This window comes from Peribacillus sp. NPDC096379, from assembly GCF_044762875.1.
Lineage (GTDB): Bacteria > Bacillota > Bacilli > Bacillales > DSM-1321 > Peribacillus.
Genome location: NZ_JBIWFD010000002.1, coordinates 938,863 through 964,565 on the forward strand (window position 1 = coordinate 938,863; position 25,703 = coordinate 964,565).

At 35.4% G+C, this 25,703-nt stretch carries 19 protein-coding genes, 2 pseudogenes and 1 other annotated feature; of the genes and pseudogenes, 17 read left to right on the forward strand and 4 right to left on the reverse strand.

The genetic code is table 11. The features are described 5' to 3' along the window. Nucleotides 1-85 precede the first annotated feature (85 nt). Both ACIQZI_RS13665 and ACIQZI_RS13670 read left to right on the forward strand, forming a co-directional pair. On the forward strand, nucleotides 86-313 hold the full coding sequence (locus ACIQZI_RS13665; RefSeq protein ID WP_403073812.1) for a sulfurtransferase TusA family protein: 228 nt from the start codon (nucleotides 86-88) through the stop codon (nucleotides 311-313). Between the two features lie 62 nt (nucleotides 314-375). After that, a complete protein-coding gene (locus ACIQZI_RS13670; protein WP_403073814.1) occupies nucleotides 376-1,152 on the forward strand; it encodes a sulfite exporter TauE/SafE family protein in 777 nt (258 codons plus the stop codon). A 1,160-nt stretch (nucleotides 1,153-2,312) separates the two neighbouring features. On the opposite strand, the gene ACIQZI_RS13675 is transcribed toward ACIQZI_RS13670, so the two are convergent. Next, the gene (locus tag ACIQZI_RS13675; RefSeq protein WP_403073816.1) at nucleotides 2,313-3,488 is read right to left on the reverse strand and encodes an ROK family transcriptional regulator; all 1,176 of its coding nucleotides are present in this window, start codon (nucleotides 3,486-3,488) and stop codon (nucleotides 2,313-2,315) included. A gap of 350 nt (nucleotides 3,489-3,838) precedes the next feature. Between ACIQZI_RS13675 and ACIQZI_RS13680 the strand changes: the two genes are divergently transcribed. From ACIQZI_RS13680 to tkt, 7 genes and pseudogenes are all read left to right on the forward strand, one after another. Beyond that, on the forward strand, nucleotides 3,839-5,107 hold the full coding sequence (locus ACIQZI_RS13680) for a nickel pincer cofactor-dependent isomerase, group 22 (RefSeq protein WP_403073819.1): 1,269 nt from the start codon (nucleotides 3,839-3,841) through the stop codon (nucleotides 5,105-5,107). A 19-nt stretch (nucleotides 5,108-5,126) separates the two neighbouring features. Beyond that, the gene (locus ACIQZI_RS13685) at nucleotides 5,127-5,897 is read left to right on the forward strand and encodes an SDR family oxidoreductase (protein ID WP_062180189.1); all 771 of its coding nucleotides are present in this window, start codon (nucleotides 5,127-5,129) and stop codon (nucleotides 5,895-5,897) included. 95 nt (nucleotides 5,898-5,992) lie between these two features. Further along, a complete protein-coding gene (gene larE / locus ACIQZI_RS13690) occupies nucleotides 5,993-6,796 on the forward strand; it encodes an ATP-dependent sacrificial sulfur transferase LarE (protein ID WP_062180186.1) in 804 nt (267 codons plus the stop codon). Between the two features lie 141 nt (nucleotides 6,797-6,937). Then, complete coding sequence (locus ACIQZI_RS13695) at nucleotides 6,938-8,410, forward strand: gluconokinase (protein WP_403073822.1); 1,473 nt, start codon at nucleotides 6,938-6,940, stop codon at nucleotides 8,408-8,410. A gap of 44 nt (nucleotides 8,411-8,454) precedes the next feature. Further along, nucleotides 8,455-9,228 (forward strand): nickel pincer cofactor biosynthesis protein LarB, encoded by a 774-nt coding sequence (gene larB / locus ACIQZI_RS13700; RefSeq protein ID WP_403073824.1) that lies wholly within the window; start codon nucleotides 8,455-8,457, stop codon nucleotides 9,226-9,228. A 25-nt stretch (nucleotides 9,229-9,253) separates the two neighbouring features. After that, a pseudogene (larC, locus tag ACIQZI_RS13705) lies at nucleotides 9,254-10,657 on the forward strand (nickel pincer cofactor biosynthesis protein LarC). Nucleotides 10,658-10,805: 148 nt separating this feature from the next. Beyond that, a complete protein-coding gene (gene tkt, locus ACIQZI_RS13710) occupies nucleotides 10,806-12,827 on the forward strand; it encodes a transketolase (RefSeq protein ID WP_403073826.1) in 2,022 nt (673 codons plus the stop codon). Between the two features lie 469 nt (nucleotides 12,828-13,296). On the opposite strand, the gene ACIQZI_RS13715 is transcribed toward tkt, so the two are convergent. Then, a complete protein-coding gene (locus ACIQZI_RS13715; protein ID WP_403073828.1) occupies nucleotides 13,297-13,827 on the reverse strand; it encodes a cysteine hydrolase family protein in 531 nt (176 codons plus the stop codon). Between the two features lie 527 nt (nucleotides 13,828-14,354). Between ACIQZI_RS13715 and ACIQZI_RS13720 the strand changes: the two genes are divergently transcribed. The 7 genes and pseudogenes from ACIQZI_RS13720 (at nucleotide 14,355) to ACIQZI_RS13750 (ending at nucleotide 21,635) form a co-directional block, all read left to right on the forward strand. After that, nucleotides 14,355-14,915: a maltose acetyltransferase domain-containing protein gene (locus tag ACIQZI_RS13720; protein WP_062180167.1), complete on the forward strand. Its 561-nt coding sequence runs from the start codon at nucleotides 14,355-14,357 to the stop codon at nucleotides 14,913-14,915. A gap of 75 nt (nucleotides 14,916-14,990) precedes the next feature. Then, nucleotides 14,991-16,043 carry an ROK family transcriptional regulator gene (locus ACIQZI_RS13725; protein ID WP_403074044.1) on the forward strand — a complete coding sequence of 351 codons (1,053 nt, stop codon included), beginning with the start codon at nucleotides 14,991-14,993 and terminating at the stop codon, nucleotides 16,041-16,043. 60 nt (nucleotides 16,044-16,103) lie between these two features. After that, the gene (locus tag ACIQZI_RS13730) at nucleotides 16,104-17,324 is read left to right on the forward strand and encodes an MFS transporter (RefSeq protein ID WP_403073830.1); all 1,221 of its coding nucleotides are present in this window, start codon (nucleotides 16,104-16,106) and stop codon (nucleotides 17,322-17,324) included. Nucleotides 17,325-17,485: 161 nt separating this feature from the next. Beyond that, on the forward strand, nucleotides 17,486-17,866 hold the full coding sequence (locus tag ACIQZI_RS13735) for a VOC family protein (protein ID WP_403073832.1): 381 nt from the start codon (nucleotides 17,486-17,488) through the stop codon (nucleotides 17,864-17,866). 483 nt (nucleotides 17,867-18,349) lie between these two features. Continuing rightward, nucleotides 18,350-18,739: an iron chaperone gene (locus tag ACIQZI_RS13740; protein WP_062180155.1), complete on the forward strand. Its 390-nt coding sequence runs from the start codon at nucleotides 18,350-18,352 to the stop codon at nucleotides 18,737-18,739. Between the two features lie 1,319 nt (nucleotides 18,740-20,058). Further along, nucleotides 20,059-20,772 (forward strand): hypothetical protein, encoded by a 714-nt coding sequence (locus ACIQZI_RS13745; protein ID WP_403073835.1) that lies wholly within the window; start codon nucleotides 20,059-20,061, stop codon nucleotides 20,770-20,772. A gap of 471 nt (nucleotides 20,773-21,243) precedes the next feature. Then, a pseudogene (locus ACIQZI_RS13750) lies at nucleotides 21,244-21,635 on the forward strand (DUF5412 family protein). 398 nt (nucleotides 21,636-22,033) lie between these two features. On the opposite strand, the gene ACIQZI_RS13755 reads toward ACIQZI_RS13750, so the two are convergent. Continuing rightward, nucleotides 22,034-22,561: a GNAT family N-acetyltransferase gene (locus ACIQZI_RS13755; RefSeq protein ID WP_403073837.1), complete on the reverse strand. Its 528-nt coding sequence runs from the start codon at nucleotides 22,559-22,561 to the stop codon at nucleotides 22,034-22,036. Between the two features lie 367 nt (nucleotides 22,562-22,928). Continuing rightward, nucleotides 22,929-23,163 (forward strand) — a binding site (T-box leader). Nucleotides 23,164-23,220: 57 nt separating this feature from the next. Between ACIQZI_RS13755 and ACIQZI_RS13760 the strand changes: the two genes are divergently transcribed. After that, nucleotides 23,221-24,579: an amino acid permease gene (locus ACIQZI_RS13760; protein ID WP_403073839.1), complete on the forward strand. Its 1,359-nt coding sequence runs from the start codon at nucleotides 23,221-23,223 to the stop codon at nucleotides 24,577-24,579. An 808-nt stretch (nucleotides 24,580-25,387) separates the two neighbouring features. On the opposite strand, the gene ACIQZI_RS13765 is transcribed toward ACIQZI_RS13760, so the two are convergent. Then, nucleotides 25,388-25,591, reverse strand: coding sequence for a transposase (locus ACIQZI_RS13765; RefSeq protein ID WP_403073841.1), 204 nt, complete (start codon nucleotides 25,589-25,591; stop codon nucleotides 25,388-25,390). Nucleotides 25,592-25,703 lie beyond the last annotated feature (112 nt).

Sequence of the window (25,703 nt, forward strand, 5' to 3'; positions counted from 1 at the left end):
ATGAATTTGCGAGAAGAAACGACTTTTATCCTTATTTCGGTAATAAAATGATCAATAAAATTTATTATAAAAGGAGAAATTTAAATTGGATTCAACAAAAGTATTAGATGCAAAAGGTTTATCATGTCCAATGCCAATCGTACGTATGAAAAAAGCAATGGATACATTAAACTCGTGCGATATTTTAGAGGTGCATGCAACAGATAAAGGTGCTTTAGCTGATATACCTGCTTGGGCAAATGCAGCAGGTCATTCAATTGTTGACCAAAAAGAAGACGCTGACGTTTTAACATTCTACATAAAAAAAGCTTAGTAGACAGTGGAAGGTTAGTTGCAAAACGACTCACGTTTCTTTGTTAAAGAGAGGGAAAACCAATGGATATGATATATATATGCACTCTTTTTGTTATCGGATTTATTGGTTCATTTCTATCTGGTATGCTTGGTATTGGTGGAGCTATCATAAAATACCCAATGCTACTCTATATCCCGCCATTATTTGGATTTACAGCTTTTACGGCACATGAGGTTTCAGGAATAAGTGCCCTCGATGTGTTATTTGTATCAATAGCAGGGGTACTAGCTTTTCGGAATGGTGGCTATTTAAATAAATCATTAATTACCGTAATGGGTATATCTGTTTTATTTGGAACGCTGATTGGTAGCTTTGCTTCCCATCAATTATCAGAGGAAACTGTAAATATTGTTTATGGTATTTTAGCTTTATTAGCTGCCATCATGATGTTTATACCTAAGAAACAAATAGATAATTTACCACTTGATCAAGTAACTTTTAATAAACCACTTGCAGTAGTTATAACATTCCTAGTAGGTATTGGATCAGGTGTAGTTGGTGCAGGGGGTGGCTTTTTACTTATTCCAATCATGTTATTAATTTTACGGATACCTACACGTATGACTATAGCTTCAAGTCTTGCGATTACATTTATTTCATCTATTGCTGGTTCATTCGGTAAGATTGCAACAGGGCAAGTCGATTATTATTCAGCTCTCATTGTCATTATTGCCGGTTTAATTGCAGCACCACTTGGAGCAAAAATTAGTAAAACAATGAATACAAAAGCTTTACAAGGTATTTTAGTTGTACTAATCTTTGGAACGGCTATTAAGATTTGGATTGATATCTTATAGAATTACATTTTGTGAATATTGTTACTTTTGAAAAAAACAAAACAGGAGGCTCAATCTTTGGATTTCCACTATACAGTCACAACTAGTAAAACTATAGATGAATAAAATCTAAAACTAAAAGAAAATAAAATGGGTGTTCTTTGGGAGCTTAACTTGACTAATAATTTACACAAAAAGGGAGTGGAGAGTTTTAATATGCCTTACCAAATTAAGGGGGGGTGTAAACCGGTAGAATCTGCACGTGTAGTTGGTTACTTCCTACCTACCATGTAAAATCACAGTTTACTGGGATAGTTTGTTGAAGAACTCAGCACAATAGAATCAATCTTTTTTATAAAAAATGTCCGCATTAAATACAATAAGAGCATGTTTTGATCAATCTTTTTTTCAAAACATGCTCTTTCTATTTGCTCTTGTATTAAGGTTTTTGGCATTAGTTTTATCAAACCTATTTCAAACCAGCAGTTGCGGTTTATTTGTTTGCCTTCCTTTCTAGAGGTATGTATTCATAGGTGCAGTGTAAATAAATTAAACTACCGTAAAAATGAAAGAAAAATGGTGAAAACATGTGAAAAAGTGTATTGCTGTAATTTTCATAGGAAATATTATCGTTTTCTTGATGGTTGTTTCCGTTTTCGTCCAGGTTGTGAAAAAAGTATGGTTATCTGATAATAAAGGGAATTAGTGGACAAAGAGGAAGTCTATTATGAAAAATTTCGGTGAATTACTCATTGTAGCTATTGTAAAATATGGTGTGTATAATGCTCATCATTGAGATCGATTTCTGGCCAAGTTCCGTAACTAAAATGGGAATTGTTCTTTTTTAGTAAAATCTATACGATCCTCACGATTCAAACAACCTCATGAAACGATCTACTCTAAGTATATATAAGCAATAGAACTAAGACTCTTCTATAAAATAACCGCTATAAAAAAACAATTGAATTAACATATCCCAACCAAATAATTCACGTAACGTCCACTACAAAAAAGAGGGTGGTCCAAAACGAAAGGGGAAGATCCCACAACTATTATATATCGTTTATAAGTGCGGAATAACACGATATATAATAGTTGTGAGGTCAGAGTATTTTGGACACCCTCATTTGTAAGTTCATTTGGTGTTTCATATTCTACGGCTTATCAACATAACGCTCTTGTTAAGAATTTTCCTCGTCATTCATATTTAAACTTATATCTGAAACGTCAAAAAAGTTCTTAATAACTAAAGCACAGGCACCCATGATGCATGCCTTTTTTCCGAATTCTGATATTAGCAGTTCACGGTAATGTCCAACAGTTGACTTTAGTTTGGACTTAATTTCAGTGATAGCATTTGGATATAAACGCAGTAATTCACAATTAATAACTAATATTTCTGGGTTATACAGATTTATAATATTATTTAGGCCAATTGAGATATACTTGATAAATTGATCCATTTGATGGCAAGTGACTGGTTCATGTTCTGTAATCCAATTTTGTATATCTTCATATTTAACATTAGTTTTGAGTTGGCTTTCAGATAAATGTTTAAAAAAGCTATATTCTGATGCATATTGTTCCCAGCAACCTGAATTTCCGCAACTGCATGGTCTTCCATCAGGCACTACAATCATATGACCAATCTCCCCAGCGTATCCATGATACCCTTTGAGAGATTCACCATTGATCATGATCCCGAGGCCGATTCCCGAATACAAACTTACACTTAACAGATTCTCGCTTTGATGATGCTTATATACTCTTTCGGCAAAAGAACACAAATTTGCATTATTTTCAATATATACGTCAATTCCTATTTCATTCTTTATGTCGTTTTTTAAATTTTTGTTATGCCATTGATGCTGAGGTACAAAATAAATCATCTCATCTTTATTAACAATCCCGTGAATCCCAATGACTACACCGACAAGTCCGTATTGGGTTTTCGTGCATCGATGTTTGTAATCGTTGATATTCTTTATTAAAAGACTAAGAATTACATCGTAATCAGATGTTTGCAATTCAACTGTATCGGTATGAACTGGAAAACCCAATAAATCTGAAAGGGTAAACGTAATCGTATTTTTATCAAGATCAATACCTAAAGCAAATCCTGCCTGCTGATTAATAGAAAGCATAATCGGCCGTCTACCTAGATTTTTGTGTTCTTGAAGTGTTTCGATAATTAGTCCTTCAGCTAATAAATCAGATACTTGCACTGAAATGGTTGCTTTGTTTAATCCTGTAATCTTGGCTAAGTCAGCCCTAGATATCATTACGTGCTCAATTATTTTGCTAATGATAATACATCTATTTATATTTTTGATATATGCGGCATCTCCAGTAAGCATATATTCCCTCCTCGTTTTTTAAGGATTAATAAGTAACTCTTAAGAGAAAGAGTATTGTTTTTACTTGAATCCCTATTGTTAAAAAAATAATTAATTATTCATAAATCTTTACTCAATAAATATTGACGAAAGAATACCTTAATGATATTATACAGTTAATTAATTTGTTTGGTAAACAAATTAATATAAAATTTTAATTTATTTTAGTTATATAATAGTGATATAATCGATATACTTCTAATTTTGAAAGGGATTACAACTAATCTCAGTCAAGTACCATTTTTATATGATCTATATTCATATTTTACAGAAATTTGAAGGAATATAAAGAAAAAGGAGTGTAGCTAATTATGGGTATTCTACAAGAATTATTAAAAGATATTCCAGTACCAAAAATGGCAAAAGTAAAAGTAAAGTTTGACGACAAGCAGATAGATGATCTTGAACAAGAATTGATGAAAAAATTACAACAAGAATCGATTGAAAAATTGATTCAGCCAGGAATGGAGATTGCGATTGCAGTAGGCAGTAGAGGATTAGATCGCCTCGTGGAAACGACTGCAACAACAGTGAAATTTTTAAAAGAATTAGGAGCGAAACCTTTCATTGTACCAAGCATGGGAAGTCATGGTGGTGCAACTGCAGAAGGGCAACGTGCAGTATTAGAACATCTTGGAGTGACAGAGGAAAGCGCAGGTTGCGAGATTCGATCTACGATGGAAGTAGTGAAACTCGGTGAATTACCGAACGGCTTGCCTGTTTATATCGACAAATATGCTTCACAAGCAGATGGAATTATCGTCATCAACCGTGTGAAACCACATACTGCATTCCGAGGACCGGTTGAAAGCGGAATTATGAAAATGTTAAGTATTGGCTTAGGTAAGCAAAAAGGAGCCGAAGCGTGCCATCAAATGGGCTTTAAATATATGGCAGAAAATGTACCAGCAATGGCTAAGGTCATCATGGAGAAAAAACCAGTGCTTTTCGGCGTTGCTACAGTTGAAAATGCCTTTGATCGAGTGGCTATAATTGAGGTACATACACCTGAAGAAATTATTGAAAAAGAACCAGCACTTCAAATGAAAGCGAAAGAACTATTGCCGAAGCTTTTCTTTGATCAATTGGAAGTCCTTGTTATAGATGAAATTGGTAAAAACATCAGTGGTGATGGTATGGATCCTAATATTACTGGGCGATACCCAACTCCATATGCATCCGGAGGACCAGAAGTTAACAAAATGGTCGTACTTGATGTTACGCCTCAATCAGAGGGAAATGCCAATGGAGTCGGAACAGCAGATTTTACAACTCAACGCTTAGTAGACAAGATGGATAAAGAAGGAACATATGCGAATGGATTAACTTCAACTGTTGTGTCTCCGACAAAAATAGCAACAACATTACCTAATGATCGAGAAACTATTCAAGCAGCCGTTAAAACAAGTAATGTTTTAGATTTTACAACAGTAAAAATGGTACGCATTAAAAATACATTAAAACTTAGTGAAATTGAAGTATCGGAAACTTTACTAGAGTATATCGCTCAACATCCAAATATGGAGCAAATTTCAGATCTATATGAACTAGGATTTGATGAAAAAGGAAACTTATTTTAAAAATTGGGGGAGTATTAATATGACACAATTATTCGATTTAACAGGAAAAACAGCAGTTGCAATTGGCGGAAATGGTGTATTGGGATCTTCAATGGCAAAGGGATTAGCTGCTCAAGGAGCAAAAGTTGCGATTGTCGGTCGTAATTTGGAAAAAGCAAACGAAGTCGTTCAAGAAATAGAAAACGATGGAGGAACTGCAAAAGCTTTTCAAGCAGATGTAAGTTCACGTGATTCTTTAGTTCAAGTAGCTAATGAAATTGAAAAATGGTCTGGCGGGTGGGACATTCTCCTAAATGCACCTGGTACAAATAGTGCGACACCGTTTTTTGAACTTGGAATGGACGAATGGGATCAAATTATGGACATTAACCTAAAAGGGATTGTACTATCGTGCCAAATTTTTGCGAAGAAAATGATTGAGCAAGAAAGAAAAGGCAGTATCATTAATATTTCATCTGTTTCATCTACTACTCCATTATCAAAAGTATTTACATATTCAGTGTCAAAAGCAGGGATCAATAGTGTAACTCAATATTTAGCACGTGAATTCGCTCCAAATGGCATCCGTGTAAACGCGATTATTCCTGGTTTCTTCCCGGCAGAACAAAACCGGAAAATTTTAAGCCCGGAAAGAGTCGAGTCAATCATGAACCATACACCAATGAACCGTTTTGGTACACCAGAAGAACTACAAGGGGCTACGGTTTGGCTTGCATCTGAAAAGGCTTCAAGCTTTGTTACAGGGACTCTTATTAGAGTTGACGGCGGTTTTGGAAGCATGACCATTTAATTTTGTACTCATAAAGTAATAACTAAATAAATATGGTAAACTATGGTTTGCTCAAATCTAGATAAATAAACTTAATGATGGAGGGAGATGAGACCGTGCTAACAGAGAAATACAATCAATTAACGTCGATTCTCCGAGAAATGGAATCAGTTGTGGTAGCTTTTTCAGGTGGAGTAGATAGTACGTTTTTATTAAAGGCTGCTGTCGATACATTAGGCAAAGATCACGTACTTGCCGTAACTGCTGACTCTGAAACGTATCCATCTAGTGAACTGAAAGAAGCAATCGTTCTGGCTGAAAAAATTGGCGTCAAACATCAAGTGATCGAGACATCAGAATTGGCGATTCCTGGTTATTCAGAGAATAACAAGAATCGATGCTACTTCTGTAAAAGCAGTTTATTTGATCACTTACTTCCTGTGTTAGAAGAAAAGGGTTTTCACAATGTGATTTATGGAGTCATTGCTGATGACATGAATGAACATCGACCTGGTATGCGAGCAGCTAAAGAAAAGGGAATACGTGGTCCATTGCTAGAAGCTAATTTGTTTAAAGAAGAAATTAGGGAACTTTCACGTAAGTATGATTTACCAACATGGGATAAACCTTCTTTTGCATGTCTTTCATCAAGGATCGCCTATGGCGAATATATTACAAAAGAAAAGTTAACAAAGGTTGAAAAGGCAGAAGCATTCTTAAAAAGCCTTCATATACGCCAAGTTCGGGTCCGAACGCACGAAGAAATTGCTAGGATTGAGGTAGAACCTAATGATATGAAGATCGTTTTAGAAAATCATAATGCTATTGTCAAAGAACTTCAAGATTACGGTTATAAATATATCACGTTAGATTTAATTGGCTATCAGAGTGGTAGTATGAACAAAGTTCTTACAACGTAAATTTATTAATTAGCTTGCTATGATTATGTATCGGATACAAAAGAAAAGGCTTTGGAGGGATCCAAAGCCTTTTCTTTTAAGAGTAAGAACCAATATAGTTTTTTCACATTGACTAATGTTTATATAAAAGGAAGATGAATCATGTCAAGAGAATTTGTTATTGGCCTTGATATTGGAACTACAAGTGTTAAAGCATGTGTTTTTAACTTAAATGGGCATGTAGTTGCAGAAGCAGAAAAAATGAACACATTTTATTACCCACAACAAGGCTGGGTAGAGCAGGATCCAGTTGAAATAGAACGATCAGCTGTATTTGCTATTAGAGAAGCTATTGAAAAAGCGAATATCAAGAAAAACGAGCTGATTACGCTCGGGTTTTCTGCTGCCATGCATTCACTTATTTGTGCAGATATCAACGGTAAGCCACTTTCACCAGCGCTTATTTGGGCGGACGGAAGAGGTATTGCTCTAAGCGAAAAATTGATGGAAACTCAAGGAAACGAAATTTACAAAAAAACAGGAACGCCGATTCATCCTATGACCCCATTTATAAAATTATTATGGATGAAAGAAACGGAATATAAACCTTATCAAGAAGCAGAATATTTTATGTCGATTAAAGAGTATCTAATTCATAGCTGGTTTAATCAAAAGGTTATTGATTATTCGATGGCATCGGCAACAGGGTTATTTAATCCAACTACACGTAAGTGGGATCACGAATTATTGGAGCTAACGGGTATTAATAAGGAACAGCTATCTGAAATTGTCTCCCCAACGGAACGATTAACGGGAATCAAAAGCCATATAGCTGCAGAAATGGGAATAATGCCTGAAATGCCTTTTGTTGTAGGGGCCGCTGACGGCCAACTAGCCAACTTGGGAATTGGAGCAATACTTCCAGGAGAAGTAGCTGTTTCTGTTGGTACAAGTGGAGCAATCAGACAAATAACAAAAGGATTTAAAATTAGTGAAAATCGTGAAACATTTTGTTATTCTTTTACAGAAGACTATTCCATTGTCGGAGGTCCGACGAATAATGGTGGAATTGCTTTACAGTGGTTAAAGGACTTACTAAATTACGAAGGCAGTTTTGAGGAATTTCTCGCTGAAGCAAAACAGGTAGCTCCAGGCGCAGAGGGAATTGTTTTCCTACCTTATATAAATGGGGAAAGAGCGCCATTATGGAATCAGAATGCAAAAGGAAATTTTTATGGAATGACCCTTACACATAAAAGAGAACATTTTATTCGAGCAGTTCTTGAAGGGATTACTTTAAATCTTTATCAAATTGGGAAAGCTTTAGAGAGAATAGCTGGGGAACCCGAAAAAATTTACGTAAATGGCGGCTTGGCAAGATCTCCTTTATGGCTTCAAATGATGGCTGATGTTTTTGGAAAAGAAGTTTTCGTACCAGAGAGCCATCACAGTGCCGCATGGGGAGCAGCCTGGACAGCATTGGTTGCCATTGAAAAAGTTGATTCTTTTGCAGATATTAAAAAGAATATCCCTATGGGTGAAGTGATTAAACCGAATAAACAAGCGAATGAGTTTTATAAAAATATGTATGAGAAATATGAAATGATGGCAAAAGACTTGTCGAAGTATTTTTAATTTTTCCTACCACGTCAAGATGAAAGAATAATGGGAGTGAAATCATGCTAGAGAATATTTTGGAACAAGTCCAAAAAGGAACGTTAAGTGTAGAAGAAGCAAAAGAACAATTAGCTACATATGAGAATTTAGGGTTTGCTAAAGTTGATCATCATAGGAAGAAGCGACAAGGTTTCGCGGAAATTATCTTCGGAGAAGGCAAAACGGCGGAACAGATTGTTTCTATTTCTGAGGCTCTAAGATCTAAAAACAACCAAGTCTTGATTACTCGAATTTCAAAAGAAAAGGCTGAAATGGTGCTAAAAGTATTGCCTGATTTTATTTATAATGAAACGGCCCAAATTCTTTATTGGAAAGATCAAAAAGAGATCGAAAGAAACTCTCAAGGGTACATAGCCGTTATTTGCGCAGGAACATCTGACTTACGTGTAGCTGAAGAAGCGGCTGTTACAGCAGAAGTACTAGGAAGCAAGGTACATCGAATTTATGATGTAGGTGTGGCTGGGATTCATCGGTTATTGAATCATTTAGAGGAAATTCAACAGGCTACAGTCTCAGTAGTAGTTGCTGGAATGGAAGGGGCACTCCCGAGTGTAGTAGGTGGACTTGTTTCCCATCCCGTTATTGCTGTCCCAACGAGCGTGGGATATGGTGCGAATTTTAATGGGTTATCAGCCTTACTCACTATGTTAAATTCATGCGCTTCAGGGATAAGTGTTGTCAATATTGATAACGGGTTTGGTGGAGGATACAACGCTGTATTAATACATCAACTTGCACAAAGAGAGGTAGGGAACAATGAAGACACTGTATTTTGATTGTATATCAGGTATTAGTGGAGATATGGTAATCGGAGCTCTTATCGATGCTGGCGCTGATCCTAATATACTGGAAGAAGAATTAAAGAAGCTTCAGATTGAAGAAGAATATCAATTGAAGTGGAAAAAAGTAATAAAAAATGGAATTACTAGTACGAAGTTTGATGTTTTATTAACAGAAACGCATGATTATAACCACCAACACGAACAGGATCATAGCCATGAACATGACCACGATCATGCGCATAGCCATGAACATGACCACGATCATGCGCATAGCCATGAACATGACCACAATCATGATCATAGCCATGAACATGACCACAATCATGATCATAGCCATGAACATGACCACGATCATGCGCATAGCCATGAACATGACCACGATCACGCACATTCCCATCATGATCATCGTAGTTATCAAGATATTGTGAAGTTAATTGAAGCAGCTGGATTTTCTGACCAAGTAAAAGAAACAGCTTTGAAAATTTTTAAGAAAATTGGCGTGGCAGAAGGTCGGATTCATGGGCTTCCATTAGATCGTGTCCATTTTCATGAAGTTGGGGCCGTGGATTCGATTATTGACATTGTTGGTGCAGCCATTTTACTTCATCAACTAGACATATCCATCATCAAGTCATCGTCCATTCCTGTTGGTACGGGGAGAATTCATATCGATCATGGTATTTATCCAGTTCCGGCACCTGCTACACTCGAAATATTAAAAGAAGCATCTATTGAACAATCGAATATTAGAGCGGAACTTACGACTCCAACAGGAGCAGCTATTGTATCGGTACTTGCAGAGGAATTTTGTACGATACCGTCTATGAAGGTTAAATCAATAGGGTATGGAGCTGGGACAAAGAGCTTCCCAAATCATCCGAATGTGCTCCGTGTCATTATTGGGGAATAGGCTAAAACCAACATTTAAGCGAGAGGAGTAAGAATGATGGGTGCCAAACATCCTCCAAATCATGAACATCTTGATGATCAAATGATCAAAATGGAAGTGAATCTTGATGATATTCCAGGTGAATGGCTTGGATATGTGATGGATTTACTTTTCGAATCTGGTGCGAATGATGTATTCTATACCCCTATTTATATGAAAAAAAATCGGCCAGGTATATTACTTCAATTGCTCTGTTCAAGTAAAAAAATCAACAAAATGAAAGAAATCCTTTTTAAAGAAACAACAACACTTGGTGTGCGCTATTATCCCTTAACGGTTCATCGGTTGGAAAGAGAGTTTAGAGAAGTAACAACTGAATGGGGAACAGTAACGATTAAAGAGGGAATATATGATGGACAAGTTGTACAAAGTGCACCAGAGTATGATGAATGTAAAAATATTGCCCAACTTCATGATATTCCTTTGAAAAAAGTGTATGAACAAGTATGGAAGTCATTTGAGAGTGAAAAGTAAACCAATCTATCTAGTTTCGTCGTTTTAAAAAGGATTTAGCGCATTTGTAACACTTCAGAGATGTAGATGTATCCGCAATATCAATGAAGTGTAATGCATATGAGCGAATCCCCATACTAAATAATTTACTAGATTAGGAGTGTAATAGATGAAGACATTATTAAACGAAACACAAATTGATCAATTAGCTATTAATACAATTCGAACATTATCTATTGATGGTGTTGAAAAAGCAAACTCTGGTCACCCAGGTATGCCAATGGGGTCAGCTCCAATGGCATATACACTATGGGCAAAAGAGATGAATCATAATCCAGTAAACCCGAAATGGTTTAATAGGGACCGATTTGTATTATCTGCAGGGCATGGTTCTATGCTTTTATATAGCCTTTTACATGTATTTGGTTACGATGTGACAATGGAAGATTTAAAAAGTTTCCGTCAATGGGGAAGTAGAACGCCAGGGCACCCTGAATTTGGTCATACACCTGGAGTTGAGGCAACGACAGGTCCTTTAGGACAGGGGGTTGCAATGGCTGTAGGTATGGCAATGGCAGAAAGACATCTTGCAGAAACATACAATCAAGAGGGGCATAACATCGTTGATCATTATACGTATAGTATTTGTGGTGATGGAGATTTAATGGAAGGTGTTTCAGCTGAAGCTGCATCACTTGCAGGTCATTTAAACCTAGGCCGCCTTATTGTTATGTATGATTCTAATGATATTTCTCTAGATGGAGATTTGAATTTATCATTTTCAGAGAGTGTAGAAGACCGATTTAAAGCCTACGGTTGGCAAGTGATTCGCGTTGAAAACGGCAATGATGTTGATGCCATTCAAACAGCATTACAAGAAGCTAAAGCTGATTTGAATAGACCAACTTTAATAGAAGTTAAAACGGTAATTGGATATGGTTCTCCAAATAAGTCAGGTAAATCTTCTTCTCATGGTTCACCACTTGGTAAGGAAGAAATTAAGTTAACGAAAGCTTCTTATAATTGGAATGTAGAAGAACCATTCTTTATTCCAGAAGAAGCAAAAGAGCATTTTGAGCAATTTACAGCAGTTGGCCAAGAAAAGGAAAATGCTTGGAATGAATTATTTGAAAGTTATAAGAACAACCATCCAGAGTTAGCTAAGCAATTTGAGGCTGCTTTAGCAGGAGAGCTTCCTGAAAATTGGCAAGAAGCATTACCAACCTTCACAGAAGGGGATGTAATCGCGACAAGAGATTCATCAGGGAAAGCACTGAATGTTGCTGCTAATGTGATTCCACAATTACTTGGTGGTTCTGCAGATTTAGCAGGATCCAATAAGACTTTCCTTTCATCTGAAAAAAATTACAAGATAGATGGATATGCAGGTCGCAATATTTGGTTTGGCGTACGGGAATTTGCGATGGGAGCGGCTCTTAATGGGATGACCCTTCACGGCGGCGTTAAAGTATTTGGTTCTACGTTTTTCGTATTCTCAGACTACCTACGCCCAGCTATTCGCTTAGCTGCACTTATGAATCTTCCTGTTACGTATGTATTTACACATGATAGTATTGCCGTAGGGGAAGATGGACCAACACATGAACCAATCGAACAACTTGCAGCTTTACGTGCAATGCCAGGACTTTCAATTATTCGTCCAGCTGACGCAAAAGAAACAGTTGCGGCTTGGCAATTAGCTCTTGAAAGTACAGATACACCTACAGCACTTGTTTTAACACGTCAAGGCTTACCAACATTAAACGTTGATGAACAAACGGTTTACGAAGGTGTGAAAAGAGGGGCTTATGTAGTTTCAAAGGCAAAAGGCGAAGTCAGCGGTTTATTGCTTGCTACTGGATCAGAAGTTTCCTTGGCAATTGCTGCTCAAAAAGAACTTGAAAGTGAAGGGGTTTTTGTATCGGTTGTCAGCATGCCAAGTTGGGACCGTTTTGAAAAACAGCCGATTGAATATAAAGAAAGTATTCTTCCAAAAAATACAAAAGCTCGTATTGGGATTGAAATGGGTTCATCTATTGGTTGGAGAGAATACGTTGGAGATCATGGAGCAGTAATTGCGATCAATCAATTTGGAGCATCTGCACCAGCAAATAAATTGCTCGAGGAATACGGATTTACCGTTGAAAACGTAGTGAAAAGATTTAAAGAAGTTACCTCTGCAATGAATTGAACGTTTATTCATAATGAGCCGATTTTCAGAACTGGATAAGTAAAAAGAAAGAGTTGATGCTTTAATAGAGCATTCAACTCTTTCTTTTTGAAAAAAACGATGTAATCAGCTTTGATGTAAGTATTAAGATTTCCGATATTGGCGGTCATAATAGGCATTTGGGACTTCGCTAAATTTGTATTTCAATATCATCCTCGCTAGAATATTAAAATATTCTAGGAATCTTAGTTTTATGTTCCCACTTAATGATTAGCAACTAATAGATTTCAATTCTTTTTACATGACTCCTCCTACAGTATATCTTCCCTTAAGTAAACTCCATTTATCGTTGACAGGATTCCTCGAGGGAAAGAAGCACCCAATTCCAAACAAGGAAACAAACAATCATTGTATGTAAAAGTATGCAGAAACGAATGATAGACTTTATTTTAACAATTGATAAAAATTGATCTGACAAAGTGAAATTTCTTTAAAATTCTATTTCATGTAGCTCTTTTACATTGGCAAACCATTGATGAAGGATTTCATTATGGTGATTAATAATTTGGGGTGCCATAAGGATTTCTGAATCGTAAGTAGTGTGTCCATCTTTTACAAGAACTACGTCATAACCAAGGCTGAATGCGCGGCGGCATGTCGCATCCACACACACTTCCGTTTGAATTCCGGTAATGATGATTCGCTTTACTCCCCTAATAGCTAATTCTTGTTGAAGGTCTGTTTCTTGGAATGAATCTGGATGATTCTTTTCAATAATGATATCCTCTTCAGTCGGGGCAATATAAGGATGAATATTCCATCCCAAGGTTCCACGTTCAAGAGGTTTTCCAGGTTTATCGTTAAATTTCATGTAAACAATGGGAACATATTTTTTACGAGCGTTTGAAATGAGCAAACGAATATTCTTTAATAATTCATGTCCTTTATACAAAGGTTTGATTTCTCTAAATGAGCCGACTTGCACATCAACGATTAACAAAGCCGTTTGATTTTCTTGCATAGTGAATTCCCCCCAATTCTTATATTTCCATTAGATTTTAGTTTGTGTTTTTGATAATGATTTATCCAATGAATAAGGAAAGTGTAAAGCATAATAAATAAAAATTTTCGAATGGTAACCATATAAATTCCTCAATCACAAGACATATTTTATTTTGATAATATTTTTAACAAGGAATTGTATTAAAGATTGAGATTAATCGTATAGATTATAAAAACGATCCTATTTGCTAAAATGAAATAGCTGAAATTTAAAACTGGGCTGGAATGTTCTTATAGTTGAAAAATAGATGTTTATACAGATGAAATAAAAAATATGTCTAATGAACAATTGTTAGAAATACCAACTGATTTTGGGTAAGCGTTTTAAGTTTCAATTCTTTTCTTTTTCTTAGTACCTAAATATGGTATTCTATAGACACTTATTAAATAAGTTTAATAAGTCCGTTTGTATAGGTGCTAGCTTTATGAAAAAACGATTTGTAATTTCTTTTTCAATTTAAAAAAATTTACTAGGAGATGATTATCATGAAAACAGAAAAAGAAAAAATGTTGAACGGTGAATTGTATAATGCTGCAGACACTGAATTACAAAGAGAACGCATAAATGCCAGAAGACTAACCAGATTATACAATCAAACGATAGAAACAGAAGAAAGCAAACGTACTGAACTTTTAAAAGCTCTGCTAGGCTCGACTGGAGATCATGTATACATTGAACCAAGTTTCAAATGTGACTATGGGTACAATATACATGTTGGCGAAAACTTTTATGCGAATTTTGATTGTGTGATTTTAGATGTTTGTGAAGTTCGGATAGGTGATAATTGTTTTATTGCTCCGGGTGTACATATTTATACCGCTGCTCATCCATTAAATCCACATGAACGCATTGCAGGACCTGAATTCGGCAAAACTGTTACGATCGGGAATAATGTTTGGATTGGTGGTAGAGCCATAATCAATCCAGGTATTCATGTTGGAAATAATGTGGTTATTGCATCAGGTGCAGTTGTCACAAAAGATGTACCTGATAATGTTGTGGTAGGTGGAAATCCTGCAAAAATTATTAAACAAATTGACAATTAATTTGATATAAAGTAACAAATATTTGTAGTATTCTGTACAAGCCTTTGAAACTAATTTAATAAGCTGGTGAATATTATGGATGAACGATTTGCTACACCAAAATCAATGAAAAAGGTCATTCTTCGTGTAATACGAACAACACTGTTACAGCTTGGTAGTGCTACAAAAGTTGAACTTAGCAAGCAGTTAGGAATCAGCTTTCCCACTGTCAGCAAGGTAATTGCTCAAATGGAACAGGATGGAGAGGTTTATGAAGTCGGATTGGATGATTCCAGTGGTGGAAGAAGAGCAAAGCGATATGTATTTAATCCGGAGCATATGCTAGGTCTAGCTGTCTTTTTGGAGCAAAATGAGACTGTTTATGCCGTTTTTAATTGTGTGGGAGAAATGAAGGAACAGAGAACACGACCAAGTGTATTCCAAGATGACTTACACTCGTTGATAGAGTTAGTACAGGAAATCCTATTAGAATTTCCAAAAATCAGTTCGATGGCGATAGGTGTACCTGGAGCTGTCGATAATGGACGAATATTTCACATCCCTAATTATAAGAGTTTCCATGACTTTGAATTGAAAACATACTTCGAGGATCTGTTTTCCATACCTGTTGTTGTAGAGAATGATATGAATGCTGCAGTTCTAGGGTTTCAAAAAATGAGTGGGAGAGAGGATAAACAATCGCTTGTATATTTGTACTCTGGGAAGAATGGCCCTGGAGCTGGGATTCTAATTAATGGTGACGTTGTACGTGGGAGTACGTTCTTTACTGGAGAGGTTTCGTTCTTGCCATTGTATGATAACCAAAACTTCCATCAAGCTATGTACCAGGGGCGCAAGAAGAGTAAGGATACCCCTATTATTGGTGAAGAGCATGAGATTCAGGCTATTAGTCGCTTAATTGCTTCCTTAGTAGCCATTATCAATCCTCATACAGTCATTTTTTCTAAAGAGGAAATGAATCAGATAGCAATAAATCGAATTGCGATAGAAAGTGCTAAGTATGTTCCAAAAGAACATCTTCCAGAGCTTATTGTGAGTGACTGGAAACGAGACTATCTTCATGGATTGCAGCGACTTGCGCTTGACCGTATGATAACTGGTATCCGGTTAGTTAATGTATTAGAGTAAGCAAAAAACACAAAACCTAAACTATACAATGAATATATGAAAAATACAGGGGGACTTATAATGGCTACTTTATTTTTAGTCATCATATATATGGCGTTCATTAGCTTAGGTTTGCCTGATTCAATGTTAGGCGTAGCATGGCCTGTGATGCAATCAGATTATGGGCAACCACTTGAAACTGCTGGCTTGCTTTTCATGGTAATTGCAGGCGGTACAATCGTTTCAAGTTTAGCTGCCGGATCTGTTATTAAGCGGCTGGGAACTGGAAATGTCACATTAATTAGTGTTTTAATGACAGCCGTTGCACTTTTAGGATTTTCTTTTTCACCATCGCTCATATGGCTTATTATATGTGCCATACCACTTGGATTAGGCGCAGGAGCAGTCGACGCAGGATTAAACAACTATGTTGCTACACACTATAAAGCACATCATATGAGCTGGTTACATTGTTTCTGGGGAGTTGGTGCTTCTCTTGGTCCTATTATAATGTCCCAGTTTATTACTGGTCAAAATTCTTGGAGACAAGGATATGTTGCCATTGCCATTATTCAGTTTACTTTAGTCCTAGTCCTCTTTTTTACTCTTCCGTTATGGAAACGAGTGGCAATAAACAGTCAGGCGAATTTAAGCGAAGATCCAGATGACAAAGAAATTGTTTTGCCTGATGAAACAGCGTTGAAGCATGTGAAACCATTACATATTAAGGGTGTAAAGCTAGCGCTCGTATCTTTTTTATTTTATTGTGGCGTGGAATCAACGATGGGGTTGTGGGGAAGTAGTTATCTTGTAAATGTTAAGGGACTATCTGTAGTAGTAGCAGCTCAATGGGTTTCCTTATACTACGCAGGGATTACAGTAGGCAGATTGATTACAGGATTTATTACCATGAAGGTGAGTAACCGTATTCTCATTCGTGCAGGACAAATCACAGCATTGATGGGAGCTGCTTTTCTTTTATTACCCTTGCCCACTTCTTTTTCTCTTATAGGATTTATTTTGGTTGGCTTAGGATTGGCGCCGATTTTTCCATGTATGTTACATGAAACGCCGGCTCGTTTTGGGAAAGAACATTCTCAGTCCATTATGGGCTATCAAATGGCAGTTGCCTATACTGGGAGTACGTTTTTGCCACCGATTCTAGGGATGGTTGTATCGTATTCTACAATGGAGATTCTTCCTTTTTTTATTGTGGTTTATATAATCACCATGCTTCTTGGTTCGGAAAAAATAAATACTTTAATGAAATCGCGTTCGTTTGAAAAGAACATTAATGTTTAATTTTATGGTTCTCAGTCCAATGGAGAGTATAATAAAGGTGATTATGTTGTTTTATTGTATAATTATTATGTAGTTATTCGACTTAGGTGCCAAAGTATAATGCAATGCTTAAAAGAAGAATGATCAATATTAACTGAACTAGTAGGAATGGAGAGAAGCAAATGATTAATAAAATTGGTCAAATTATGTTATATGTGAATAACCAAGATGAGGCATTGAAATTTTGGACAGATAAAGTAGGGTTTAGTGTAGTGTCTGAAGAAGATAACGGCCAAGGACTGAGATGGTTTGAAATTGCTCCAACAAAAGAAGCAGAAACGAGTTTCGTTCTCCATAATAAGGAATTAATTGCTAAAATGCAGCCTGAATTAAATCTACATACACCTTCGATAATGTTTTACTCGGAAAATCTTGAAAAATTATATAAAGACTTTTCAGATAAAAATATTAAAGTCGGAGAAATTGTCACTATGCCTTTTGGTAAAGTGTTTAACTTTGCTGATAATGAAGATAATTACTTTGCGATTATGGAAAAAAAGTGAACATAAAAAACTAACATCAATATGACTAGAAAAACTAATTTTAGTCGTGTTAGTGTGTAATGACAATAATTTTTTATAATACCGTCCTTAATTGGACGGTTCTTTGTAATTTTACAAAAGCAAAATAACTTTTTTGCTATTTATCATTTGGCGCTTATTTAATAATCCACTTCTACCTGAAGTTAAAGTCCAGTTAAGCGTCTTCAGTACTTATTGAAGGAACTAGTTATATGCTCAACGTCGACTTTTTTATGGAACTAATAGGATATAATAGTAAAGAAAGACAACGTGATAGGTAAATAAGTTTCTTAAAAGGGTATCTACTATCGCTGAATACTTTAAGTTTAATAATAAATTTGACATTCTGCTTGCAGGAAAATTTAGCAATGTGGCAAAGAGGTATCGAGTCTGGTCGTTGTCGAATAGATACAAAAATCAAGCTTGATCTATTTCTAAGATTTTGTATTTTTGAAAGGAGAAATTATGGAAGGATATAAAATTACATTTAAATCAATTGATGAATACATTGAACAATTTCCTCTTGAGGTCCAGGAAATACTAAATACGTTAAGAAAAGTTATAAAAGAGTCGGCACCAGATGCAGAAGAAAAGATAAGTTATCAAATGCCTACTTTTGTTTTACATAGAAATCTGGTGCATTTCGCTGCCTATAAAAATCATATAGGGTTTTATCCAACTTCTAGCGGGATCGCTGCTTTTAAACATGAACTTTCGGAATATAAAGGAGCAAAAGGGTCCGTGCAGTTTCCGATTGAAAGGCCTCTGCCTTATGAATTAATAAAAGAAATCGTTAAATTTAGAGTTGCTGAGAATATAAAGATAGAAGAAGCTAAATTGAAAAAGAAGAAATGATCTCAAAAATTCCGGAGGGCATTATATTGTAGTACGTAAAAGTAGAAGCCAATTGAATGCATACTGATCTTAATGGAGAATTATCTATAAAGAAATATAAATATGCATTGAAATACGCTTTTAGACATTGATTGAACTTTAGTTAAGCACGCAAGACAAGTCGTAATAAAAGTTGAAGTAGGGATTGGAATAAAGACAGTTTTACCAGTAGTAGTTTCCATGCCGAATATATAACATTGGATATGGAGAATGGTTGGGGTGGGGACAGCATTAAATGAACAATAAAATTGGTATTTACTTATTAGGGCTGTCTTGTGGCAGCTCTTTTAGGCATTAAGTATTATTAAATTTAAAGTAAAAACGAAACAATCATCCGATAGTATATCAATGATTGTGTAATTTTTAAGGTAGAGTAGTTTGAATTTTTATGTAACTTTAGATGTTCTTGTTTTTTTACACAATGCACTTGACACTCTCGAAAAATTACACAGAAATTTAGACATTTCTGTACTACAACTATGGTTATCAGAGAATGAAAATTTTAAGGATTTTGAATAAAGTTTGATCATAAATCCTGTTGTTACAGGTTTTTTTCATATTCAACAAAAAGGACATTATGTGGAACAATATCTATTAAGAAAATTGGATGTCTATGTTAAAGTTTAGAGGCGATTGTGAAGGTTTGTACTTAAAGTACCGGGGCAGGTTTGTGAAAGATGGAATTAGAAAGATTGAATACGAATAAAACATAGTAATTCATTTAACAAGATCGTTTATTCCAGAATCAAATATATGAAACATATCAAATTAAAAATTCGTCTATAAAATAAAAAGGGGGAGTGACTATGAAACTAAAACATTTTCCTATCCTGTTTTTTCTTTGCGTTAATCCTTTTTGCTTGTAATAATGGCGCTAACTCGAAAGAAGATTAGGAGAAATATATAGTGTTGCATTGAATTCTATAATGGAGTATGACGAAGCATTGAGTAGCAAAAAGGAATTTATAGCAATTGATATGAGTAATTTTAATGAGGCGGACGAACAAGCAAAAAAGAAATTTTAAACTTCTTTGAAGAAAAATATAAAGAGGAGACAATAAGAGTAAGAATACTCATAAAAGATTGTTTGTGAAGTGTTAAACTCAGAAAAATAGTCAGAATAGTTAAATAATAAAACGAAAGCAATTGCTAATTCTGAATTAATCCATCAAAAGAAAAACTTAATGAAACTTTTACATATAACCACTCAATTATGTAAATAGTTAAATTAATATAAAATTAGGAAATATTCTAACATCCAAACCAAGGAGGTAGATCCTATGCGAGTTCCTAGACAGGTGCTACAAATGCGCCTTAGTGCTACAACTCTTGTGATCTCTGGAATCTTGTTTGTACTTTATCCAACGATACGACCCTTTTCAGATGAAACATCCTTGCAAGGTGCCTCAGCTTTCGCCTCCACCGATTGGCTTTTGGCACATATACTAGCCATTGTCGCTTTTACACTCCTACCATTAGGTTTACTTGGGCTTCACAACTCTTTACAAGGAACAGCCGTAAACTCACTTGCGTTTTGGGCGGTTGTACTGTGTTTGATAGGAATAGGTTTAACATTGCCGTTTTACGGAGGGGAAACATTCGGTCTACACGCTATAGGGAAAGAGGCTATAAGGCAACAGGCAGCCACCCTTGTTAGTTTAGCAACTGTCGTCCGTTCTGGTGCAGGTCTCGCTATGTTCCTAGTAGGACTCCTCCTACTTGCCATTGCAGCGATTATACTTGCTATCGCAATTTGGCGGTCTGGCAGGTACCCGAAATGGAGTGGTATTCCTTTCGCCTTCGGGATGGGATTATATATTCCGCAATTTCTCGGTGGGCAACCGCTACGAATAGCCCATGGAATTCTGGTCGCCATAGGTTGTCTGTGGATAGCGGTAGGTTTGTGGAGGCAAAGTAACGAGAATATTGATCAGAAGATAGAATCTGTAATTTTCGGCTCCGAAAGTTACAAACAGTCGACAAATTCGGACTAGGGAAAGGATAACATACTTTATTACTAAAGATTGTGAAGGAATGTACTTAAACTATAGGGTGCGTTCGTATTAAAAGGTTAACCAGTAAAAAATACTGGTTGACCTTTTTTAATAGAATCTATTATATCAGTAGCCAGGGTAGGACGTAAGGGTACGTGGGACATGATCCCGTGAGCTAAACTGTCCGCCTCCCTACTTGTAGAAACATGTTTGAGGTTGGTTGGGACGTCGATCTCGTATAACAAGCGAAGCTATGACACTATACATAGAGGACTAGGGGGTACTGGTTAGTACGTAGAGGAGGAAAAAACGATGAAGCCAGTAGTTGGTCTGGATGTGGCAAAGGGAGAGAGCCAAGTTCAGGCATTTTTAAATAAATCAAAACCGTATGAACGGAGTGGTTTTTTATGGTAAGGTGAAGCGAAGATAAAAGGAGAGATTATTACTTTGGAGCCGGAACCTAAAGAAGAAGTGAATGTTAAAGATGAAAAAAAGAAATTTTATAAAAAATTGTTAAAGGGATTTATAATAAGCGGTTTGTTATTTATTGTATTGGTCGGGTATGGGGTTTATTCGTTGTTCTGTGATATGAATAGATTGCCGACAGGAGAATACCTTACAGAAGAGACATCACCTGATGGAAAATACACCATAAAAGCATATGTCAACAACGGAGGTGCTACATCATCATATTCTGTTCGTGGTGAGTTGGTCTTTAATAAAAAAATAATAAAACCAAAAATATTTATTGGAATTATCGAGAAAATACTGCAACTATTACTTGGACAGACAATGATACAGTAGTCATTAATGGGCATCTATTAGATGTACCAAATGAAAAATTTGATTTTAGAAATCAATAGTTACTTACTCAACTAACGGGTTCTATAGCATGATAAGGGGTTGCTAAGGCAGGTTAGTTCAATAGAGTATGTAATAATAATCTTTATTATTTTACTGTTTTTACGAACGAATGGGAAGAAAGGAATATATTCATAGATCTAGTACGTTTGGAGGAACCAAAGTAGAGGATGTTGCGTATGGCTGGCAAGATATCTCAGTATTATGTGTTGAATATGAGAACACAGATTTAATCGAGTGTACCTTGTTGAACTAACAGGTGCAAGGTTGAATTAAAAAACGAATCAATAAATGTAAAATGTTAGGATGAATCATTTGAAAAAAGATTTTAAAAAGTAATTTGCCTGTAATCAGAATATTAAAGGATACAGGCTTTTTTGATGATGCTATGCTCATTTCACTAAAAGTCAGTCTGCATAATCGTATTTTTCAAGTACTTATTAAATTTCGTACATTCAAATTCCGAAATATTCCTTGGATAGCTTAAGATGACAAGTTCATGAGGTGAATTCTGTTTTCGATACGCGGGATGGTTATGTTGGTAATTATTTTCATGAAAGCCAAGTCGTAAATAAAAGTTCTTGCGTCTAATAGAAATAGGATCTACTGGAGGGTCAATTTCTAAAATTACAAGGCTGTGCATATCACAAAACTTTTTTAAACAACGAGAACCTACGCTATTTCCTCGCTTATCAGGATCAATTGCAAAATGTTCAATATAACAATAATATGCGGTTTCCCAATAAAAGATAATGCCAACAAATACGCCTTTTTCTAAGACTACTTCGCAATGATATTCAGGATTATTTAATGCTGCTAATTGATTTTCAAATAATCTTTGTTCGTGTTCTGGAAAGCTGACTTCATATAAATCAAATGCTTTATTAAATAATAAATCATCTGATCCAGTCAATCGGAAAAATTCCATAATTAGTAGCCTCCCTTATTTCTTCAGTATAATGCTCTTTTATTATTGTCCATATATTACTATAATTTTAACTGTGCTTCAAAGTGAAAAGTCCTTATCTATTGAGTTTTTATTAAAAGTCAAGGGATAAAGTAATGCACTTAATATATCAGTATCCATTATACAATGTGTAACATATTGAAATTCCCTTTAAGTTGTAAATCAGTAATTTACTAACTCTATCCCATAATAATCTGAGTTTGCGAATAAATAAACTCTTCGTATGAAGCTTCTATTTTGAAAGTTATTGTAAAATAAAAGATTGACAAAATTAAAACAGGTCGGTATAGTTTTGGATAATAATTAAAACTTTTTAAATATAATTTTATGAAACGCAAAGATTAGGAGTAGTAAAAGCTCATTATTTGGTGAAGAGAGCTGCGGGTTGGTGCAACGCAGTCCAATAAGACTTTGAACTTGCCTAGGAGTGGTAAGGTAAATAGAATTGACTGACTATTCTATTTGCTAAAACGATTAACCTTCGTTACAAGGTTTTTAAGTAGGGTTCATGAAGAACCAATTAGAGTGGTACCGCGGTTTGCTTAAGGCATATCGTCTCTTATTTCATTTGATGATGAAGGAAGAGACGATATGCCTTTTTTGATTTTAGGAGGTAAAAAATGAAAGATAACAACCAGGAATTACAGAGAACAATGACCTCGCGTCATATTACGATGATGGCATTAGGTGGTGCCATTGGTGCAGGATTATTTAAAGGAAGCAGCGCAGCCATTGACATGGCTGGTCCATCAGTACTTATTGCGTACTTAATCGGAGGTATTATTCTGTTATTTGTTATGCAAGGTCTAGCAGAAATGGCAGTTCGCAATAGCGATGCAAGAACCTTTAGAGATTTAGTGCAATCGATTCTTGGAAAATACCCCGCTTATTTTTTAGATTGGATCTATTGGAAAATGTGGGTTTTAAATATTGCAGCTGAATCGGTGGTTGCGGCTATTTTTATTCAATATTGGTTGCCAGACTATCCGATTTGGATACTTGCTTTATCTGTCTCCTTGTTAGTTACAGCCGTTAACTTGTTATCAGTGAAGGTTTTTGCAGAAACGGAATACTGGCTTGCGTTAATTAAGATTACCGTAATTGTGGTGTTCATCATAGCAGGGTTAGCATTGTTACTTGTAACATTTGGTAATCATACAGCTGTTGGTTTTTCAAACTTAACAGATCACGGTGGTTTCTTTCCAAACGGACCAACAGGCTTAATTGCTGCAATGCTTGTTGTTATCTATTCTTATGGGGGCACTGAAATTATTGGTATTACGTTAGCTGAAACAAAAAATCCTGAAAAAGTGGTACCAAAAGCTGTGCGCAGTACATTAGTACGAATTACTTTCTTTTACTTGCTACCATTCTTTATTATCGTTAGCTTAATTCCTTGGAATGAAGTAAACGGAGTAGCAGAAAGTCCATTTGTGATGGTATTTAATATGATTGGGATCCCTGGTGCAGATCATTTTATGAATGCTGTTGTTTTACTCGCGATTATTTCATCCATGAACTCGGGCTTATATGGCTCATCACGCGTTCTGTATACACAGGCTGTGGACGGGCGTGTTCCTAAAATTTTTGCACATTTATCAAAAAATAAAGTTCCAGTGTATGCTATATTAATGTGTACGTTAGCTTTATATATGGGAGTAATCATTTCTTTATTTGCAGGAGAAAAAACCTTTGAATTCCTAATGGGTTCACTAGGATACACCGTATTATTTATTTGGTTAATCATTGCGGTTGCACATCTGAAATCACGTAAAAAACAGCCAGAAAGAAAAAGTGCCTATATTGTAAAATGGTTCCCCTATACAACTTGGGCAGCTATTATTGCTTTAAGCACGATCCTTATTGGTATTATTTTCACAACATCTATTATCGTAACAGGTATTACGTTAGCCATTTATATTTTTATTACGTTAACTTATATATATAAAGGTCGTTTTCATGAAGATGAAGTTAAATAGAAAATCATCTAAACGCTTTTTTATTCGTGGAAAAAAATTGTGAAATTTTGTACTTAAACTATTGGGTGCTTTACTTCAATAAGGAGTAGAGCATTTTTCTTATTGAGTTAACGGGGCAGGTTAATTCAAGATAAAAAATATTAAAATAGAGTGTTGGAAGGTGATGATTAAGAGTGCATGGATACCCAGAAGAAATCGATTTAATTTCGTTATTTGAGTGTGAACCTACATTGTCCGATACAACTTCGAAAAATTTTTTTATAATGAAGCCACATATCAATTTTCTAATAGAGAGGAAGATTTCGTTGTTACACTCTCACCATCTTACTGTGAAGTAAAAATACAAGTTGCCCAACGGACTTCTAATAAATTGATATCACTCCTTGATTTAAATAGGGTTGATAATTTTGAAATTAAAGCAGATAAAAAAGATTGATCAAGTGTACTTTTAAGGATTCAAAATGATGATTTTACACAAACAATTGAAATTGATTTTAAACCGAAATTTAAACTGATTTTTAAAGAACATTTCGCAAAGTACAGCAGAGTCATCTTCAAGTAACGGGTAGCGTTTCTACAATAAGTGGCAACGCTTTTTTACTAACGAGTCAGTTTAGTTAGAGAACACTAAAATGAGGTGTCTCCTAATGAGAAAATACATTATCTTACTGTTAATAATTTTTTTTATTTTTGTACCTGACAATACAGAAGCTAAAAATGAAGGTTATGAAATCGTTTCAAAGTTAAGCAAAGAAAATATAACCTTGTATGCTAAGAAAATTGGGAGCCTATACCTCTGCTAAATCCACTATAGTGATGTCTTTATAATCTTTTTTACTTCCTCCAAATAATCAATGTACTGCTTTCGGGCATAACAGAATGTTTTTAGTGTATTGCTGCTTTTTCCTGTTACTTCTAAATACTTCATCATAGGCACTACAGGCATTCGACCTTTATCAAGAGGCATATATCTTTTCTTAGTACCATCTAGTAATACTTCCTGTACTCTCATAATATCCTCCACCTTAAATCATAGGATTATAAAATTAACTTATTAAACTAGCATTTTTTAGTATAGTTTATAATTCTAATATGCATTAAAAAAGAGGATATTAGCTTATAAA

Excerpts from the sequence above, each read along its gene's own strand:
- ACIQZI_RS13720 (WP_062180167.1), top strand. The coding sequence starts at position 14,355 with ATGAAAACAGAAAAAGAAAAAATGTTGAACGGTGAATTGTATAATGCT.
- ACIQZI_RS13745 (WP_403073835.1), top strand. The coding sequence starts at position 20,059 with ATGCGAGTTCCTAGACAGGTGCTACAAATGCGCCTTAGTGCTACAACT.
- ACIQZI_RS13735 (WP_403073832.1), top strand. The coding sequence starts at position 17,486 with ATGATTAATAAAATTGGTCAAATTATGTTATATGTGAATAACCAAGAT.
- ACIQZI_RS13715 (WP_403073828.1), bottom strand. The coding sequence starts at position 13,827 with ATGCAAGAAAATCAAACGGCTTTGTTAATCGTTGATGTGCAAGTCGGC.
- ACIQZI_RS13725 (WP_403074044.1), top strand. The coding sequence starts at position 14,991 with ATGGATGAACGATTTGCTACACCAAAATCAATGAAAAAGGTCATTCTT.
- ACIQZI_RS13765 (WP_403073841.1), bottom strand. The coding sequence starts at position 25,591 with ATGAGAGTACAGGAAGTATTACTAGATGGTACTAAGAAAAGATATATG.
- ACIQZI_RS13670 (WP_403073814.1), top strand. The coding sequence starts at position 376 with ATGGATATGATATATATATGCACTCTTTTTGTTATCGGATTTATTGGT.
- ACIQZI_RS13740 (WP_062180155.1), top strand. The coding sequence starts at position 18,350 with ATGGAAGGATATAAAATTACATTTAAATCAATTGATGAATACATTGAA.
- ACIQZI_RS13730 (WP_403073830.1), top strand. The coding sequence starts at position 16,104 with ATGGCTACTTTATTTTTAGTCATCATATATATGGCGTTCATTAGCTTA.
- ACIQZI_RS13760 (WP_403073839.1), top strand. The coding sequence starts at position 23,221 with ATGAAAGATAACAACCAGGAATTACAGAGAACAATGACCTCGCGTCAT.
- ACIQZI_RS13675 (WP_403073816.1), bottom strand. The coding sequence starts at position 3,488 with ATGCTTACTGGAGATGCCGCATATATCAAAAATATAAATAGATGTATT.
- ACIQZI_RS13685 (WP_062180189.1), top strand. The coding sequence starts at position 5,127 with ATGACACAATTATTCGATTTAACAGGAAAAACAGCAGTTGCAATTGGC.
- larB (WP_403073824.1), top strand. The coding sequence starts at position 8,455 with ATGCTAGAGAATATTTTGGAACAAGTCCAAAAAGGAACGTTAAGTGTA.
- ACIQZI_RS13680 (WP_403073819.1), top strand. The coding sequence starts at position 3,839 with ATGGGTATTCTACAAGAATTATTAAAAGATATTCCAGTACCAAAAATG.
- ACIQZI_RS13695 (WP_403073822.1), top strand. The coding sequence starts at position 6,938 with ATGTCAAGAGAATTTGTTATTGGCCTTGATATTGGAACTACAAGTGTT.
- tkt (WP_403073826.1), top strand. The coding sequence starts at position 10,806 with ATGAAGACATTATTAAACGAAACACAAATTGATCAATTAGCTATTAAT.
- ACIQZI_RS13755 (WP_403073837.1), bottom strand. The coding sequence starts at position 22,561 with ATGGAATTTTTCCGATTGACTGGATCAGATGATTTATTATTTAATAAA.